At 65.7% G+C, this 15826-nt stretch carries 12 protein-coding genes and 2 pseudogenes; 4 read left to right on the top strand and 10 right to left on the bottom strand.

Annotated elements, in window-relative coordinates:
* Positions 1-342: 342 nt before the first annotated feature.
* The 4 genes from WS70_RS21385 to WS70_RS21375 are packed head-to-tail and all read left to right on the top strand — an operon-like array spanning position 343 to position 3375.
* Positions 343-1002 (top strand): TetR/AcrR family transcriptional regulator, encoded by a 660-nt coding sequence (locus tag WS70_RS21385; protein WP_059468885.1) that lies wholly within the window; start codon positions 343-345, stop codon positions 1000-1002.
* A gap of 41 nt (positions 1003-1043) precedes the next feature.
* Positions 1044-1355, top strand: a complete 312-nt coding sequence (locus WS70_RS33085; RefSeq protein WP_226382933.1) for a hypothetical protein — start codon at positions 1044-1046, stop codon at positions 1353-1355.
* The gene (locus tag WS70_RS33080; protein WP_226382932.1) at positions 1352-2194 is read left to right on the top strand and encodes a hypothetical protein; all 843 of its coding nucleotides are present in this window, start codon (positions 1352-1354) and stop codon (positions 2192-2194) included. The genes WS70_RS33085 and WS70_RS33080 overlap by 4 nt, the downstream gene beginning before the upstream one ends.
* A complete protein-coding gene (locus WS70_RS21375; RefSeq protein WP_059597350.1) occupies positions 2083-3375 on the top strand; it encodes an NAD(P)/FAD-dependent oxidoreductase in 1293 nt (430 codons plus the stop codon). The genes WS70_RS33080 and WS70_RS21375 overlap by 112 nt, the downstream gene beginning before the upstream one ends.
* Before the next feature lie 189 nt (positions 3376-3564).
* Here WS70_RS21375 and WS70_RS21370 read toward each other — a convergent pair whose 3' ends face one another.
* The 10 genes and pseudogenes from WS70_RS21370 to WS70_RS21315 form a co-directional block, all read right to left on the bottom strand.
* Entirely contained in the window at positions 3565-4257 is a 693-nt protein-coding gene (locus WS70_RS21370; RefSeq protein ID WP_059597349.1) for an amino acid ABC transporter permease, read from the bottom strand.
* Between the two features lie 3 nt (positions 4258-4260).
* Positions 4261-4956, bottom strand: a complete 696-nt coding sequence (locus WS70_RS21365) for an amino acid ABC transporter permease (RefSeq protein ID WP_059597348.1) — start codon at positions 4954-4956, stop codon at positions 4261-4263.
* A 56-nt stretch (positions 4957-5012) separates the two neighbouring features.
* Entirely contained in the window at positions 5013-5867 is an 855-nt protein-coding gene (locus tag WS70_RS21360) for an ABC transporter substrate-binding protein (RefSeq protein ID WP_059597347.1), read from the bottom strand.
* Between the two features lie 619 nt (positions 5868-6486).
* Complete coding sequence (locus WS70_RS21350) at positions 6487-8235, bottom strand: methyl-accepting chemotaxis protein (RefSeq protein ID WP_059468868.1); 1749 nt, start codon at positions 8233-8235, stop codon at positions 6487-6489.
* 281 nt (positions 8236-8516) lie between these two features.
* Positions 8517-9458 (bottom strand): annotated as a pseudogene (locus WS70_RS21345) (CopD family protein).
* 86 nt (positions 9459-9544) lie between these two features.
* Positions 9545-11116 carry a copper-binding protein gene (locus tag WS70_RS21340; protein ID WP_082722276.1) on the bottom strand — a complete coding sequence of 524 codons (1572 nt, stop codon included), beginning with the start codon at positions 11114-11116 and terminating at the stop codon, positions 9545-9547.
* Between the two features lie 10 nt (positions 11117-11126).
* A pseudogene (locus WS70_RS21335) lies at positions 11127-11411 on the bottom strand (hypothetical protein); the annotation flags it as partial.
* A gap of 93 nt (positions 11412-11504) precedes the next feature.
* Complete coding sequence (locus WS70_RS21330; RefSeq protein WP_059597346.1) at positions 11505-11912, bottom strand: hypothetical protein; 408 nt, start codon at positions 11910-11912, stop codon at positions 11505-11507.
* Positions 11913-12155: 243 nt separating this feature from the next.
* Complete coding sequence (polX, locus tag WS70_RS21325) at positions 12156-14006, bottom strand: DNA polymerase/3'-5' exonuclease PolX (protein WP_059468884.1); 1851 nt, start codon at positions 14004-14006, stop codon at positions 12156-12158.
* A 540-nt stretch (positions 14007-14546) separates the two neighbouring features.
* Positions 14547-15674, bottom strand: a complete 1128-nt coding sequence (locus WS70_RS21315; protein ID WP_059597344.1) for an acyltransferase family protein — start codon at positions 15672-15674, stop codon at positions 14547-14549.
* Positions 15675-15826 lie beyond the last annotated feature (152 nt).

Below are 15826 nucleotides of genomic sequence, written 5' to 3'. Positions count from 1 at the left end.
CCTCAATAAAGTTCTTCAACTGAACACATCGCCTGACATTCTCCATCGATTGATGGAGAACACTTCCACACAGGTAACGGGTCGGATTCTTTACGTTTGCTCGATGTCGCCCTCGCACGCACATGCTGGTGACGCGTTTTCCTCAAAGAGTAGTACCCCGGAGTTTCGTCGGCGCTCGAAACATGAGCACGATGCAGATACATGGCGACGATCGGGAGGAGCCGAATTTCGTCTTCCCATATTGAATTGACCGACGGTCGGTTAACTCGAGAAAACGTCGGCGACATCGGGGACGTGGCCTAGACTTCTGACTTTTGTACGCAAGTTCTGAATCGCACGATGATGAGATACAAGACAAGCCAGCGGGAACAGGGAGCGCCCAAAACGCCCCGCACCAAGCCAGCCGAAGTACGTCTGGAAGAATTGATGGCGGCAGCCGAGAAGCTATTGTTGGTGCAAGGCGTTGAGGCCACCACGATCAATGAAATTGTTGAGTTGGCCGAAGTAGCCAAGGGCACCTTCTACCATTACTTCGCCTCGAAGAACGAACTCCTGGAGGCCATGGGGCAGCGCTACACCGCGCAATACCTCAGCCGCTTGAAAGAGGCCGTTGACGCTTGCGCGGCGGACGACTGGTTAGGTCAGCTACGTGCATGGATTCGGACGAGCATCGAAGCCTATGTAGAAACGTATCGCACGCACGACATCGTTTACATCAAGCATCACCATCACGAGCGAAACAATCGCGAGAAGAACGCCATTCTCGATCAGCTCCAGGGCATTCTCAGCGGCGGCGAACAAGCCGGCGTGTGGCAGTTGACGCAACCGCGCATTACGGCACTGTTGATCTATTCGGGCGTTCACGGCGCCACGGACGATGTTATCGCAGTGCAGGAAACAGATTATTCCGCATTCGCTCGAGCCGTCACCGCCGTTTGTCTGCGCGTGGTCGGCATTGCGGACGAGGTCGAAGCACCCAAGCCGCGCCGTCGGTCGCGATGATTGCGTTCGTGCGAACGGCATAGCAGCCATGACGCGCGTCGATGATGGTGCACGGACGGCACCTGATCGCGTGCCCCGGCGTATGGGCAGATTCAGTGCTGCGCGGCCTTGGGCTCAAACAGAGTCCCCGCTGGGAAGTCTGGCGGATGAACGATGCGTACTGGGAACTCAAAGCAGATCATCCCAGGATGCCCATCTGGTTCGAGTTCGGCAACATCGATGCGAGCGACCGGGGAACGTTCTACGGATTTCCTTCGTTGGATTTCTCGCCGGCCATGCACAACCTGGCGAAGATGAGCGCGAATTACACTACGACGTCTTCGACGAACCCTCGGCCATCCGATCCACCGTGAGCAATCGGCTGATGCGCGAGCTCACCGAACATCTCGGGCGGCTCATCGATCCCGATGTCATCGATGCCGGTCATTATCAACATGCAGGCACATGCCTCTACTCGATGAGTCCGGACGGCAAGCTCGTCATCGGCCGGATTCCGATGGAGCTGGGCGGCAAGTCGCACCACGCCCGCGCCGCCATATGCGTCATGGAATCCGGCCGGGCCTTCAAGTACGCCCCGCTGTTCGGTCGCGTACTGGTCGAGCTGGCCGTCGACGGTCATTCCCGCTATCAAAGCGACCTGGAAATCTTCTCGCCCGCGCGCGATGGGCTGTTCGATTCGTTGAATCGCCAGAGCGATGCCCGTCTCGCCGCGCCTGCATGGAAGATCGGCTTCCTTGCGGGGCGGCGGCTCGGAGCCCGTGGTCGGAGCGCAAGACGTAATCCGTCGGCGCACCGCATTGAATCGGAATACGAAGAGAAACATGTCGTCGCGGCACGAAGCGGCACCGCCCTTTCTCACGGTACGCGCCGGCATCCGAACGCTCGGCTCGCCCCGCGCCGCCGGCATGGTCGAGTTCTCGGCGTGCAACTCGCCCGGCCGCCGCCGGCCCAACACAGCGTCGCCGCGTCCATCGATCTGCCCGTTGGTCGCCGGCCTGCGACGTATTTTGATATGGACTTTTTTGTGTACCATCATCGCGACGAGGTACCGCCCGACACTCACGTATCGTCCAACACGTCATGCTCCAGTTCATCAATCAACCGCACGCCGCGTCGTACTACGCGGCAACCGTCAACGACACCACCCGCCACCCGTCGCTGGAAGGCACGATCGACGCCGATGTCTGCGTGATCGGCGCAGGCCTCACCGGCGTATCGGCGGCGCTCAATCTCGCCGAGCGCGGCCATTCGGTCGCGATCATCGAGGCGTCGAAGGTCGGATGGGCGGCGAGCGGACGCAACGGCGGCCAGATGATCGGCGGCTTCGCGTGCGGCATCGACACGTTCGAGCCGTACCTGAATGCCGGCGAAGTCCGGCAGATCTGGGACATGGGGCTCGAAACGCTCGCGATCGTCAAAGAGCGCATCGCGAAGCACGCGATCGACTGCGCGCTGATGCCCGGCTATCTGACTGCCGCGAACAAGCCGCGCGACATCGACGCGCTGCGCCGCTGGCGCGACGACGCGGCGCGCCGCTTCGGCTACGATCGCTTTCGCTACGTCGAGCGCGACGCGCTCGCACAATACGTGCAATCGACCCGCTATCTCGGCGGCCTCTTCGATCCGGACAGCGGCCATCTGCATCCGCTCAACTACACGCTCGGGCTCGCGCGCGCGGCCGTCGAGAGCGGCGCGCGCCTCTACGAAGACAGCGCCGCGACGCGCATTTCGAACGAAGCCGGCGGCCACGTCGTGTCGACCGCGCGCGGCGCGGTCCGCGCGAAATTCGTCGTGCTCGCGTGCAACACGTTTCTCGGCGCGCTCGCGCCCGCGCTATCGCGCAAGATCATGCCGGTCGGCACCTACGTGATCGCGACCGAGCCGCTCGGCGAAACGCGCGCGCAAGCGCTGATGCCCGCGCGGGCGGCGATCTGCGACAGCCGCTTCGCGCTCGACTACTTCCGTCCCGCGCCCGACACGCGCGTTCTGTGGGGCGGCAAGGTCAGCTATTCGACGCGCGAGCCGCGCAATCTCGCCGAAGCGATGCGCCGCGACATGCTGAAGACGTTCCCGCAGCTCGCCGACGTGAAGGTCGACTATGCGTGGGGCGGCTTCGTCGACATCACGATGAATCGCGCGCCGCATTTCGGCCGCGTGTCGCCGACCGTCTATTTCGCGCAGGGGTTCTCGGGGCACGGCGTCAACACGACGGGGCTCGCGGGCAAGCTGATCGCCGACGCGATCGACGGGCAGGCCGCGCGCTTCGACGTATTCGGCAAGATCCGGCACCGCGACTTCCCCGGCGGTACGGCGCTCAGGACACCTGCGCTCGTGCTTGCGATGGCGTGGTATCGGTTGCGGGATCTGCTGTGACGATGCTCGGCGTGCGCGCGTGCGGACGCACCGGCACGTCGCACGCTGCGATCCGGCGACATGCGCTCGCGACGTGCGGACGTCCGGCGTGAGGCGCCATGCACGCGGATGCCCGGTCGACATGAAGAGCGCATCGAACCGAGGGCGCAGCCCGAGCACGCCGCCCGCGCTTTCGATCTTGACCGCCGCTCACGCCTTCACCGGAGCACGCGACGCGAGCCGCCGCTCGAGCAGGAACGCGCAGCGAGTCAGGCCGAAGCACATCACGAAGTAGCTGAAGCCGAGCAGCAGATAGACCTGCGCGGACTGCGTGATCGCCTGCGTGCTGATCTGCCCGGCGACCCACGATACTTCGGGCAGGCTGATGATGTAGCCGAGCGACGTCTCCTTGATCGTCGACACGAGCTGACTGACGAGCGACGGCAGCATGTTGCGCAGCGCCTGCGGCAAGATCACGAGCGTCATCGCCTGCAGATACGACAAGCCCAGCGCCCGCGCGCTTTCCATCTGCCCGCGCGGCAGCCCCTGGATACCCGCGCGCACGATCTCGGCGAGATACGCGCCGTCGAAGATCACGAGCGCAGTGAGCATCGTGCCGAACTGGTCCGTACGGTGCCCCGTCACCGATGGCAGCAGGAAGTACGCCCAGAACACGACCATCAGGAGCGGCGTGCCGCGCACGACGTAGACGAGCACGGTCGCCGGCCAGCGAAGCGCGCGGAACGGACTGACGCGGCACAGCCCGAGCGCGATGCCGGCGGGCAGCGCGAACACGAGGCCCGACGACGCGAGCAGCAGCGTGAGCGCGAGCCCGCCGAGCGGTCCGTTCGGATATTGGCCGACGAGGTAGTAGAGGCCGTAGGTTTGCAGGATGTCGAGCATCGGCTACACGCTCCGCACCGGAAAGCGGCGCTGATACCACACGGAAAACACGGTGATCGCGATCGACACCGTCAGATACGCGGCCGTCGCGAACGCAAACGATTCGAAGCCCCGGAACGTCGCGCTCTCGACCTGCTGCGCCTGATACATCAGCTCGGCGACGCCGATCACCATCGCGATGCTCGAGTTCTTCCACAGATTGAGCGTCTGGTTGACGAGCGGCGGCACCGTCACGCGCAACGATTGCGGCAGGATCACGAGCCGCATCGACGCGACGAAGCCGAAGCCGAGCGCGCGGCTCGCCTCGAGCTGTCCTTTCGGAATCGAGCGGATGCCGCTGCGGATGTCCTCGGCCATGTACGCGACCGTATACAGCACGAGCGCGATCAGCGCGCTCGCCGCTTCGTAGTTGCGCTCGTAGAGCCACGTCTTCACCGCTTGCGGCAGCAGTTGCGGCGCGCCGAAATACCAGAACAGCATGTGCGCGAGCAGCGGCACGTTGCGGATGCTCTCGACGTAAACCTGGCCGAGCGCGCGCAGCGGCGCCGCAGGCGCGAGCCGCAACAGCGCGATGCCGATCGCGAGCGGCAGCGAGAACACGAACGCGAGCGCCGACAGCTTGAGCGACATCGCGAAGCCGCTGACGAGCCATGCGTGATACTGCCCGGACAGCAGCATCGACAAATTGAATTGGGTCATCGGACGCCGCTACCCGGCGCGCGGCCGGGTAGCGCCTCGAAGAAACGGATCGGCGCTCAATCGATCCGGTCGGTGGAGATCTTGAACGAGCGCGGCGGAAAATTCATCTTCGTGCCCGGTCCGAACCACTTGTCGAATTCCTTCTGCGCTTCGCCGCTCGCTTCCATTCCAAGCAGCACCTTGTTCACCCGCGCACGGAACGCGGGCTCGTTCTTGCGGATGCCGAGCGCGATGTGCTCGGTCGAGATGTTCTGCGGAACGAGCGTGTAGTCCTTGCCCGCCGGGCCGAGCTTCGCGAGATTGCCGACGAGCGTCGTCTCGTCGTTGACGTAAGCGGCTCCCTTGCCCTGCTGCAGCGCGAGCAGCGCCTGCGGGCTCGTGTCGAACGACACGACGTCCGCCCCCTTGATCGTCGCGGCGATGTTGGTTTCCATCGTCGAGCCCTTGACGGTCAGGATCTTCTTGCTCGATAGCTGCGCGAGCGTCGCGATGCCGCTGTCCTTGCGGACCATCGCCTTCTGCCCTGTGATGAACGTCGACATCGAGAAGTCGATTTGCGACTCGCGCTCCTTGTTGTGCGTGAGCGACGCGGCGAGCAGATCGACGCGGCCCTGCTGCAGCTCGGGAATCCGCGCGGCGACCGCGAGCTGCTTGAGCACCGGCTTCACGCCGAGGCTCTTCGCGACCGCGTTGCACATGTCGACGTCGTAGCCGACGATCTCGCGGCTCATCGGATCCTTCATGTAGCTGAACGGTTCGTCGGTGCCGAGCACGCCGCAGACGAGCTCGCCTTTCGCCTTGATGTCGGCGAGCTGGTCGGCCCGCGCGTGAAATGCAGCCGATGCAAGCGTGAACAGAACCGCTGCACGGACGAACCGGACAAGCACTTGCTGATGGGTGTTTGCTGGCATGCCGCTATCTCCTCCTTGTCGTTCCATCGCGTGAATCCGCACGTGAGTGTAGCGTGAAGACGCACGATTGCGGAGTGCAAAATAATTCGTCACGCCGGATCGCGCGCGACGCTGCGACGCAATGCAAGCGTCGATCGGAACACATGTTGAATGCGGATCGCCGCATCGCTCGCGATGCAACGGCGCCAGATCGCGCTTGCCATGACGTGGCACGAAGGCCGGCTCCAGCGGGCCAAGCGATGCGCATGCCGCGATTGCGTGAATGCGCCCCCTTCCCATGACGCGAGAATCGCTCGAATGTCGCGCGCGTGCGCGATTGCCGATGTCGACATTCGCCATTTCAATCGAGCTGCAACGTGGCGCGCCGCACGGCGACGCATTGCGCGCGGCGATGGCGCAACCTCATATCGCGCACGGGTAGCGCTTTATCCATCGGCGCGAATGCTGAATCCGCGTCGAGCCGATGCGCGATACACGTGCATGTATCGCAAGCCGCGTTGCTTGCGCGCACAACGAATGAGCGATACGGTGCACAACGCGACGGCATGCCAGCCGCCGTGTGACTGCGGCAGCACGATGCCGCGGCGCGCAGCCGACCGCCCGCGCCGTCACCCGGCGATCAGAACGTTTCCCAGTCCGCGTTCGCGTCGGACACAGCTGCCGCACGCGCGACTGAAGCGGTTGCCACAGGCGCCACGGGCGCCGCAGCCGCGCGAACAGCCGGCTTCATGGTGTCGGCGGCGCGCGTCGCGTGCACGGCGCGCGGCGCCGATGTCGGCGACGCCTTCCGACGATGCTGCATCGCCGGCTCCATCGTCACACCCTCGACCCGGAAGAACGCGACCGCCTGCTTCAGCTCGCGCCCCTGGTCTTCGAGCGATTGCGACGCGGCCGCCGCTTCTTCGACCAATGCGGCATTCTGCTGCGTGACCTGATCCATCTGCGTGATCGCGAGATTGACTTGGTCGATGCCGCGGCTCTGTTCTGCCGACGCGGCCGCGATCTCGCCCATGATGTCGGTCACGCGCGCGACCGCTTGCGTGACCTCGGCCATCGTCTTGCCCGCTTCGTCGGCAAGCGCGGAGCCGTCGCGAATCTTCTGCACCGACGCGCTGATCAGTTCCTTGATCTCCTTCGCCGCGCTCGACGAGCGCTGCGCGAGGCCGCGCACCTCGCCCGCGACGACCGCGAAGCCGCGCCCCTGCTCGCCCGCGCGCGCCGCCTCGACGGCCGCATTGAGCGCGAGGATGTTGGTCTGGAACGCGATTCCTTCGATGATGCCGATGATCTCCGCGATCTTCGACGAACGCTCACTGATGTCGGTCATCGTGTCGACGACCTGGCCAACGACCGTACTGCCGCGCAGCGCGACGTCCGACGCATTGGACGCGAGCCCGCTCGCCTGCTGCGCGTTCTCCGCGTTCTGCCGGACAGTCGACGTGAGCTCCTCCATGCTCGATGCGGTTTCCTGCAGCGATGCCGCCTGCTCCTCGGTGCGCGACGACAGGTCGAGGTTGCCGGACGCGATCTGCCCGGACGCGGTCGCAACCGCGTCGCTGCCCATGCGCACGCGCTCAACGATGCGCTTCAGGCTGTCGTTCATGTCGGCGAGCGCTTTCAGCAGTTGCCCCGTTTCGTCCTTCGACGTCGCATCGATGTGCGTCGTCAGGTCGCCGTCGGCGACGGTACGCGCGAACTTCACTGCGTCGCCCATCGGCTTCGTGATCGAACGCGAAATCAGCACGCCGAGCCACAACACGACCGCGAGCACGACGGCCGCCGCGGACGCCTCGAGCGTCACCGCGCGATCGATGATGTCCTTCGCCTCGTTCGAGCCGGCCTGCCCGAGATCGACGTTGAACGCGCGATGTGCCGCGAGCGCCGCATTCGTCTGCTGTGCGATCTCGGTCATCCGCGTGCCCATCAGGTCGCCCGCCTCCTGCTTCTTGCCGTCGCGCGACAGCGCGAGCACGTTGTCGCGCACCGCGTCGAGCTGGCTCATCAGCGCGCGATCGGTCGCGAGCATCGCCTTGTCCTTGTCGTTGGACAGCAGCGGCTCGTATTTCGCGAACTGGTTGTCGATCTCGCGCTGCTGCTGCGCGATCTTCTGTTCGAGATCCTTCGCCTGATCGGCGTTCGTCGAAAATACGTGCTGATTCACGAGCAGCAACATCGAATCGAATGCGAGTTGCGTATCGTCAAGGATGACGAAGCTCGGCACGGTGTTGACTGTCGAATAGCTGGCTGCGGTGTAGACGCGGCGGCTCTCGTAGATGCCGAATCCGGTGATGCCGCACAGGGCGACGAGCGCGGCGAGGATCAGCACGATCAGCCGAGCGCCGATCTTCAGGTCGGAAAAGAGTTTCATTTTGCAGACGCCAGTAACTGTGGGGGGATAACGGTTCGAACGACTGCATGGCGGAGGCGCGCTCGATGACGAAGGCTCAATCGTATGAAAAAAATTGGTGCTTCTGTCATTCATTTGTATGGTTCGAACGCGAACTTCGTATTGCTATCCGATCCGTTAGCCCGGTATACGGCACGCACGCGCACAAGCTGAAGTGCTGTGCGATCGATTCGACGTCGATATGTGATCGACGACAACCTGCATGCCGCACACGCCGCTTTACGTCTGCATTTTCCGGGCGCTCAGATCGTGCCTGGCAGCGGGCTCGATGCGAGCATCGCGGCCGCGGCGAGCACGCCCAACAGCACGAGCGATTCCATTTGCAGCACGACGCCGAAGCGCCGCAATGGTCCGACGAATGCCCTCGTCTTCGGCGACGACTCCTTGAGCGCCGCCAGCGGCGCCGGCATCCCGAAGAAGCGATTGTGTCCGCCGAGCGCCGCGGCGGTCGCCACGAGCGCGAGCTTCAGCAGCAGCACCTGCCCGTACGTCGAGCCGAACAGGTTCGCCGACGTGCCGACGCCTCGCCAGCCGTTGTACGCACCCGAGCTGAACAGCACGACGAGCGCGAACGTCGCCGCATCGGACAGCGACTGCACGAACGCGGCGCCGTTTTTCCGCTCGCTGCCAGGCGCATCGGCGAGCTGCGGCACGACGACGTACGTCGCGATCGCCACGAGCCCGCCCCACGTGCCGATCGCGAGCAGATGCAGCCAGTCGACCCACACCGGCACGCTGAACAGCCCCGCGTCGACCGGATGGCCGCCGTTGCTGCGTGCGAGCGCGACGCCCGGAAGCGCAAGCCACAGCGCGAACGGAAAGCGAGCGTCGCCGCCGGACCGCAGCAGCGACAGCCCGACGACGGCGAACATCAGCACCGCGCCGATGAGCCATGCGTGACCGTAGCCGGTTCCCGCCAGCATCGAGCGGACGGCGGGCCACGCGTCCCACAGGGCCGATTCGCTCATCAGCGCGCAATGCCCCCAGAACGCGAGCACGCTCGACAGCAGCATGCCGAGCGCCGCGATTCACAGCGTGCGGATTGATCGCCGGCTCACTTGCGCCTGCCATGGCGACGCGGCGCGCGCAAGCCATTGATCGCCGAGCAGCGCGCCGACCGCGACCGCGAAGCCGACGTTCCGCAACGCGACGGCGGGCGCCGCGGCGAGGGCGGGCGATCGCAGCGAACCGGGTCCACTGCGCGTAAGCGAATCTCTTCATGATTTCCGATCCTGAATAATCGTGACGACGCAATGTGCGGTGCGAGCCGTCATTGCTTCTGCAGCTTCACGACGGTGAGCACGCCGTTCACTTCCTCGGCGACGAAGTCGATCTTGTCGCCTGTCGCCACCTGCGACGGCATCGCCGGATCCTTGACCCTGAAGACCATCGTCATCGCGTCCATTCCGAGGTTCTCGAGCGGGCCATGCTTGATCGTCGACTTGCCCACGGCCGCGTCGACCTTCCTGATTTCGCCGTGCGACATGCCCGCTTTCGCGCCGACCGCCTGCTGCAGATCGGTTTCCGCGAGCCAGTAGTCCTTCAGCGCGTCGATGTAGCCGTTCACGGTGCCGACCTGGCCGCGCGCGTCGGCGAGCAGCTCGAACACGCTGACGAGCATCCCGTTGTAGCGGAGCAGCATCTCATCGGAGATCGTCTTGCGCAGCGGCACGACCTCGTCGCGATAGTGCTTCGCGACGTCGTAGCGCGTCACGTAGGCCGCGTACGATTCGCGCACTTCGGAGCGCGCATCGATCGCGGTCTGCGCGAGCCGGTTAGCCGACTGCAGATAGCTCGCCTTCGCGCGCGCGACCTTCGCGCCGCCCCAGTCGAACAGCGGAATCTCGACGCTGATCTCGTAGCCGTGCTCGTGGCCCTTGTCGGTCTCGTAGTTGTCGAGATAGCCGACGTCGAGCGCGTTGACGAAGCGCATCGCCCGCGTGAGGCCGAGCGACGTCGCGACACCCTGCGTCCTCAGCTTCGCCGCCTGGATGTCGAGGCGGTTCTCCATCGCGAAGCGCTCGAGGCCGTCGAGTTGCGGCCGCTCGGCGGGCAGAGCGGGCAGGCGGTCGGGCAGTTCGTATGCGCTCGACGCTCCCCACAAGCCCATCATGCGCGTGAGCTTCTCGCGGGCCGCCACCGCGCGCTGCCGCGCGTTCGCGAACTGCGCGATCGCGTCCGCGTAAAACGCCTGCTCGTGCGCGTAGTCGAGCCGGCTGAAGCTGCTGGCCTGCCGCATCCGCCGCGCGAGCTCCGCGCCGGCGTCCGCCGAGTCCTTGACCTGCTCCGCATAGGTCGCCGCCTGCGCGGCCGCGACCGCTTCGACGTACGCGCGGCGCGCATCCGCCGCGACCTTCAGCACCGCGTCGGCGGTCTCGAGCTTCGTCTGCTCGAAACGCCGGCCTTCGACCTTCGTCGCGAGCAGCAGCGTCAGAATACTCAGGATGCTCATCGAAAATGTCCGGCCGATGCTCAGATCGTTGCTCGAACGCGTGCGGCTGAACGTGAAGCCCGGATTCGGCAGCCGACCGGCCTGCACGAGCTCGGCTTCGGACAAGCCGAGCTCCGCGTAGGAAGCCTGGAGCCCGCGATTGTTCAGGAGCGCGATCTGAACCGCGTCGTCGACGCTCAGCGGCTTCGACAGCAGTTCCTGCGTGCGGTGCGCGACCGTGTCGCGATCGGCATCGGTCTTCACGAGCACCGCGTCTTTTCCGAGCTGCTCGGAAGCCGCAGTCGACACGGCGCCGAAGCCGCCGTCCTTCAAGAACGTCGTGCAGCCCGCGGCGAATGCCAGTACGGCCGCCGCGGCGCAGATCCGGAGGGAAACGAAGCGCGGCGTCATTGGGCGGCTTCCCGTGCATCGCACCGTGGCCGCCGTGTGCGGCGGTGCCGTCGTTGCTCGCCTTGGCGGACGGCGCTGCCGCGTTGCGCGGCGGCTCGGCCACCGCGCGGTTCAATTGCTGCCAGGCCGGCCCGTCGTCGTCGCGGTAGCGGCGGTAGCCGTCGAGCACGGACGGCGCCACGATGGCGGGCACCGATGCCGCGGCGTCCGCCGGATCGGCGAACGTCGTCGTCGCGTGCACGAGCGCCGGCCACGCCGCCGACGCGCCGAGCAGCGCTGCGGAAATCTTTCGCATGAATTTCTCTCGTCGTCAGCCGTCCCGGCGGCGCGCATGTGCGCCGTCAGGACGAGTTTGCGTATCGCAGCGAGCGCGCTGCGACCCGAAGGATCAGACGAGAGCGGTTCGGGGCGGCCGTTCGATGCCGTCCGTCAGGAACGACACGGTGCCGGCGTCTTGAGGAAAGGGAGGAGTGATGCGCACGGCATCGAAGAACGCCGCCGAGACGGAGCCGGCCGGCAAGCCGGCGCCGACGCAGCACGACACGCACGACACGCAGGTCGCGCACGGGTGCGCATGATGTGCGTCGCCCTGGCCGGGATGCCGATGGTCGGCTGCGGTCACGGTCATATCGAGCACGCCGTGACCGCTTTCCGTTCCAGCTTGCAGCGGATGACGGGCAGGCGCGACGTCGTCGACGTGCGCGACCTCGCAATTCATCGAGACGGCCGCCAGCGACTGAACCGGAAGGCTCAGTGCCAACAACACGATAACGAAGAGCTTGCGCCAATATGACATAGGGGCCGGAGTCCAACATGCAGCAACAACGACCGTAAGGCGCTTTCTGCACTTCGAAAGGAGCGCGGCGGAACGTCGAACCGGCGTCCGCCGCGTAGCGCGGATCGCTGTAGCACGCACCGAGCGTCACCGATGCGAGCTTCTCCTGCGCGGCGATCCGGTCGGTATAGATCGACTTCGCCGACGTGCACGCCGCATTGACCGCGCTGCCGAACCGCGTGTCCGACGACGACGTGCGTCCGCTCAAGCCGCAGCGTGCCCGCGCTTCTTCGTGCGACGCGCGCCGCTCGTGCCGGCGCTTCGCGCCGTCGCCCGCTTGCTCGACGAACGTTTCGCCGAGTCGCCCGCGGCCGACGCGGCGCTCCCGCTCATCGTCCGCGCGAGCAGCGGCCGCAGTTGCGCGAGCGTGCGCGTATTGAGCACCTGCGCCTTCGTCAGCCAGCCGCGCCGCGCCTGATCGACGCCGATCCCGAGATAGTTCAGGTCTTCGCGGCGATGCGCGTCGGAATCGATCGACACGAGCACGCCAGCCTCGGCCGCCTGCCGGCACCAGATGTCGGCAAGATCCAGCCGCTGCGGCTGCGCATTCAGCTCGAGATGGCAGCCGCGCGCGCGCGCTTGCTCGATCACGCGGGCAAGGTCGATGTCGTACGCGTCGCGCTCGCCGAGCAGCCGCCCCGACGGATGCGCGAGGATCGTGAAAGACGGATGATCCATCGCGCGCAGCACCCGCTCGGTCTGCGCGGCGCGCGACAGATCGAAGCGACTGTGAACCGCGCCGACCACCAGATCGAGCCGCGCGAGTATATCGTCGGGCAGATCCAGGCTGCCGTCTTCGAGGATGTCGACTTCGATGCCTTTCAGCAGCACGATGCCTTCGAGCGTCTCGTTCAGGCGATCGATCTCGTCGATTTGTCTGGCGAGGCGCTCCGCGTCGAGGCCGTGCGCGACGCCGAGCCGGCGCGAATGATCGGTGATCGCGAGATACTCGAGGCCGCGCTTGCGCGCCGCGAGCGCCATGTCCTGCAGGCTGTCCTGACCGTCGGTCGCGTTCGTGTGCGCATGCAGGTCGCCGCGCAGGTCCTTGCGTTCGACGAGGGCCGGCAGGCGGCCTTCGCGCGCGGCCTCGATCTCGCCCTGGTTCTCACGAAGCTCGGGCGGCACCCAGTCGAGGCCGATCGACGCGTAGACCGATTCCTCGGTCGCACCGGCGACGCGCCGCTCGCCATGGAACACGCCATACTCGTTGATCTTCAGGTCGCGCGCCTGCGCGATCCGGCGCATGGCGATGTTGTGCGCCTTCGATCCCGTGAAGTACACGAGCGCCGCGCCGAGCGACGCCGGCGTGACGACGCGCAGATCGACCTGGATTCCGCAGCGAAGCACGACGCTCGAGCGCGTGTCGCCGTTCGCGAGCACGCGCTCGACTTCGTCGTATCCAACGAAGCGCGCCGCCACTTTCGCCGGATCGCTCGCCGTCACGAGAATGTCGAGATCGCCGACGGTTTCGCGCCGGCGCCGGAAGCTGCCGGCCACGAGCGCTTCGCTCACGCCCGGCGTCTCGCGCAGATACGTGAGGAGCGGCGTCAGATACTGCGTCGCGAACGACAGCAGGAAGCGCTGCGACTTGCGCCGCAGCCGCGCGCCGATCGCCTCCGCGATGTGCGTCTCAGTCTTCTCGCCGAAGCCCGGCAGTCCGCGGATCCTGCCGCTCTCGGCGACTTCCTTCAACTGCTCGAGCGTCTCGACGTGCAGCGCGTCGTGCAGCGCGCGCACGCGTTTCGCCCCCAGCCCCGGGACCCCGAGCAGCTCGACGATCGCGGGCGGCAGCGCTTGGCGAAGTTGCTGCTGCAGCCCGCACGTGCCGGTCGTCGCGATTTCGCGCAGCTTGCCGGCGAGATCGGGGCCGATCGTCGGAATATCGTCGAGGTTCTTCCCGTCGGCGACCATCGCCGCGATGTCGCGGCCTAGCCCGCCGACCGTGCGCGCCGCGTTGCGATACGCGCGCACGCGAAATGGATTGGCCCCCTGTATCTCGAGCAGATCGGCGATCTCGGCGAAGACCGCCGCAAAATCGGCATTGTGGATTGGCATGTTCGACCTCGCCTTCGCATGGACGGCGGTGCGCGACATGGCGCGTCGGCGCCGGGCGGCTCGACGCACCGTCGCGCGCATGTGTCGCGCGCTTTCATCTTAGGTCGCGACGAGCATCGGGGCCGTGCGCGAGCGCCGGCGGCGGTGCTGCCGGCGGCCGGCATCGCGATCCGTTCGCTCGACGCCCGGCACGACAGGCCCAGCATAGGCGGGGCGCGACGCACGTCGTTGCGCTGGATCAATTCGATCGATGTCGCATATTTCGAGCGCGATTTCGCAGCCTAAACATGCGCGCGACGCCGGGCGAAACGTTACACGGATGCGCACAGCGCGATCGGGATCGATTCCAGATCAGGACAACGAGGCTCAGCCGGCATTTCGTATATTTTTCATGAAGCGGCGGACCCGGCCGGCATGTCGGCTTCCATTGCACCCCGCAATCCCCGAGGCGGTATCACACCGCACCCAAGCCACGCGTCGAGCGATCCGGTCGCGGCCAATCGACGATCGCGCCCGAAAAGGCGGAAGCCGCGAGGCGAATCACTTCTGCAGATATCTCGGCGAGAAGCGCACGGCGCCCCGCCTGAGCGCGTCGTTCAACGGCTCGGAATAGCACCTGAACACAAGCTCCGCGACGAGCGCCGACACACCCACGTAAAAGATCAGCCACAGCGGCTTTGCGCCGACGCCGATCGTCTCTCGCGTGACGAACTCGCGCAGAATGCCCAGCACGACGATATGAAACAGGTACAGCTCATAGCTCCGCTGTCCGAACCAACGGATCATGCGGAGCGCCGCATGCGGCGCGTTCGCCTCGTCATGCGATCCATCCCTGAAGCTGTACAGCAGGATCGCGGTGCAGAACGCGACGACCGACACGCCCCACACGACGTTTTGCATGATCGGCCCGCACAGGTAGACGACGGTGATCGCGGCGGCGGCGATCGCCCGGACCGCCCGGCTCCGGCCGCGCGAGATCCGGCGCAACGGAAGCAACGCCGCGCAGCCTCCCATCGCGATCGCATCGAAGCACGATCCGTAGTCGTACAGCGCGACGATTTCGTCGTGCGCGTGCAGGCTACGGTAGATCGGTCCGACGACGATCGGCACGCACAGGAACAGCACGATGTAGCGACGTCGCCGCAGCAGCAGGCAGAGGATCGGGAACGCAAGATAGAACACCTCCTCGACCGACAGCGACCACAGGATGTTCATCGCGTAATTGAAATAGCCGACCTTCGCCATCAGCACGTTGTGCCAGAAGGTCAGCACCGACAGCACCGCGACGAGCGTGCTCGCGGTGTCCGGCTTGTCGACGAACGAGCGCAGGCCGAGCGAACCGAGCGCCACGATCGCGAGCAGGACGAGCACGAGGCACGGCAGGATCCGCGACGCGCGATACCCGTAGAACGTCGCCGGCTCGATCGCGCCGAGCGAGCCGAAGCGCCGGACCGACGTCGACATGATCAGGAACCCGGACACGGCGAAGAACATCGTGACGCCGTAATTGCCGTTTCGCGCAACCGCCTCGAGCGCGTCCGACAGGAACGGCGAATCGATCGGCGTGACGTTCAGCCGGTACGTCAGATGGAAATGCAGGATCAGGACGAGCAGGATGGCGATCCCGCGCAACAAGTCGACGCCGTCGTTTCTTCTTTTCGATTCCATGGTTTTCGAATTTCACGCCGAAGCGGTGGCGGCTCGCCGCTTGCGCGCCGTGTTCGAATCAAGCACGGCCGCGCGCGGTTTTCATCAGCCTTCTTTCAAATGACAACGAACGGGACCGCCGTTTCCGTGCGGACGAGCGCATGCGCCGAGGC

Origin of the sequence: Burkholderia mayonis (genome assembly GCF_001523745.2) — a bacterium.
Taxonomy (GTDB): domain Bacteria; phylum Pseudomonadota; class Gammaproteobacteria; order Burkholderiales; family Burkholderiaceae; genus Burkholderia; species Burkholderia mayonis.
The sequence above is the reverse complement of the archived record's forward strand: the minus strand, read 5'-3'. Positions and strand labels throughout refer to the sequence as shown.

What these genes read in the sequence shown, in the direction of transcription:
- WS70_RS21350 (WP_059468868.1), bottom strand. Translation starts at nt 8,235, where the DNA reads ATGAAACTCTTTTCCGACCTGAAGATCGGCGCTCGGCTGATCGTGCTG.
- polX (WP_059468884.1), bottom strand. Translation starts at nt 14,006, where the DNA reads ATGCCAATCCACAATGCCGATTTTGCGGCGGTCTTCGCCGAGATCGCC.
- WS70_RS21385 (WP_059468885.1), top strand. Translation starts at nt 343, where the DNA reads ATGAGATACAAGACAAGCCAGCGGGAACAGGGAGCGCCCAAAACGCCC.
- WS70_RS21360 (WP_059597347.1), bottom strand. Translation starts at nt 5,867, where the DNA reads ATGCCAGCAAACACCCATCAGCAAGTGCTTGTCCGGTTCGTCCGTGCA.
- WS70_RS33085 (WP_226382933.1), top strand. Translation starts at nt 1,044, where the DNA reads ATGATGGTGCACGGACGGCACCTGATCGCGTGCCCCGGCGTATGGGCA.
- WS70_RS21370 (WP_059597349.1), bottom strand. Translation starts at nt 4,257, where the DNA reads ATGCTCGACATCCTGCAAACCTACGGCCTCTACTACCTCGTCGGCCAA.
- WS70_RS21375 (WP_059597350.1), top strand. Translation starts at nt 2,083, where the DNA reads ATGCTCCAGTTCATCAATCAACCGCACGCCGCGTCGTACTACGCGGCA.
- WS70_RS21315 (WP_059597344.1), bottom strand. Translation starts at nt 15,674, where the DNA reads ATGGAATCGAAAAGAAGAAACGACGGCGTCGACTTGTTGCGCGGGATC.
- WS70_RS21340 (WP_082722276.1), bottom strand. Translation starts at nt 11,116, where the DNA reads ATGACGCCGCGCTTCGTTTCCCTCCGGATCTGCGCCGCGGCGGCCGTA.
- WS70_RS21365 (WP_059597348.1), bottom strand. Translation starts at nt 4,956, where the DNA reads ATGACCCAATTCAATTTGTCGATGCTGCTGTCCGGGCAGTATCACGCA.
- WS70_RS21330 (WP_059597346.1), bottom strand. Translation starts at nt 11,912, where the DNA reads ATGTCATATTGGCGCAAGCTCTTCGTTATCGTGTTGTTGGCACTGAGC.